The sequence below is a fragment of the Vibrio harveyi NBRC 15634 = ATCC 14126 = KCTC 12724 genome (assembly GCF_001591145.1).
GTDB classification, from domain to species: domain Bacteria; phylum Pseudomonadota; class Gammaproteobacteria; order Enterobacterales; family Vibrionaceae; genus Vibrio; species Vibrio harveyi.
The window spans coordinates 1-1,377 of the sequence record NZ_BCUF01000127.1; the positions used below are offsets into that span (position 1 = coordinate 1).

General features: G+C 39.9%; 2 protein-coding genes. Both read right to left on the reverse strand.

From position 1 onward, the window contains the following. Window positions 1–22 precede the first annotated feature (22 nt). Window positions 23–832, reverse strand: a complete 810-nt coding sequence (locus tag VHA02S_RS24770; protein WP_038899770.1) for a BRO-N domain-containing protein — start codon at window positions 830–832, stop codon at window positions 23–25. Between the two features lie 201 nt (window positions 833–1,033). Further along, complete coding sequence (locus tag VHA02S_RS24775) at window positions 1,034–1,336, reverse strand: hypothetical protein (protein WP_038899769.1); 303 nt, start codon at window positions 1,334–1,336, stop codon at window positions 1,034–1,036. Window positions 1,337–1,377: the final 41 nt, after the last annotated feature.

A 1,377-nucleotide genomic window follows, 5' to 3' on the forward strand; every position in this document is an offset into this window, starting at 1 on the left:
CGAATCACTCTTAAACAGATTGTTAAGCGTCTTCTTCGCCACTCGGTGAAAGACGAGCATAAGTAAGAGCTAATTCAATTACAGGCATTGGGAAACGCTGCTCTTCACGAATACCGTTGAAAGAAGGTAGATAATTAAAACCCTTTTCAGAAGCGATTTTCTCGCAAAGTGCGATTACATAGTTGAGTTCATTTATGGAGATGTTTAGAGAAGCCAAAACATCAGCCACATCGTAGAACTCATATTTAGGTAAATTAGCGGATTCAACCGTAACTAGACGTTCACCCAATGATTGAATTTTTTTACCTTGCCCTTTAATTGTATTACTCTGCTCACCTACTCTTTCGTCCAGTTTCTCGAACTTTTCTTTTGAATTGCGAATGAACTGGCTTAAGAGCTGCGATTGTTTAGCTTGTTGATCAGCTAATTGAAGGATTAGATCGTCATCAGAAACTTCTGGTGGTGGGTAAACGCCATATTTTCTGATTGATGGCATAACTTCTTTTATGACCCAATTCTGAAACTTCTTAGCACCAGAGCTATTGGACTGAAGAGCAACCCGGTAGACACCAGGCTCACTAACAAAATAGTCCGTTCGTTCGATACCATTTTCAATAATGCTTTCCATAAAGCGCTCATCATCCTCAAGGGAAGACAAACAAGCTCTTAAAAATGAAGTTTGATCCGAAGTAGCCTTACCATCGATGTGTTGCGACTCCTTTGAAATCACTCGAATTACATCAGGCAGCAAGAATAGTGTTTCACCATTTTTCTGTAGCGTTTTTATTTCAAGTTCGCCCATGGAACTTGGGTACAACAAAACATCAAACATTCAATTCCCTCATTGATTGACCTAAGTTGCCTATTTTATCACTACTCAGAGTGAGGATATACACCTAGACGCTTAACGCCAGCTTAAACCGCAGACAACGCACAAAACAAGCCCCTGCATGACGCCTTAAACACTTCAATCACCGCAAACTAAAAATGCCACGCGTTGGCTGTCGGTTTGAAGCTTTTGTTATATCGTTATTCATTTTACGCTAATTATACCGACAGTTGGAAAGCCCTGTGCAGCATCCCAATAGCGTACCCATAAATTGGATTGACCTGATAGCTTTGCAGCTAGTGCCGTTGAGTACATGAGTTCAGAGCTCTTGTTACCAACTTTACCTATTGAAAGGTAAGTAGGTAAGCTATCTACTCTCATTAGCATTACTCCCTCACTATTGATGTAGACTTCAGTAATTTTAGCCCCATGGATATCGTTCTTTCCCGCATAAACACTAGAAGAAAGAGTGATTAAGACAAATATAATAGATAGTAGTTTTTTCATTTATCCTCCTTAGATATAACGCCCTGTTAAGGTGTGAGCAA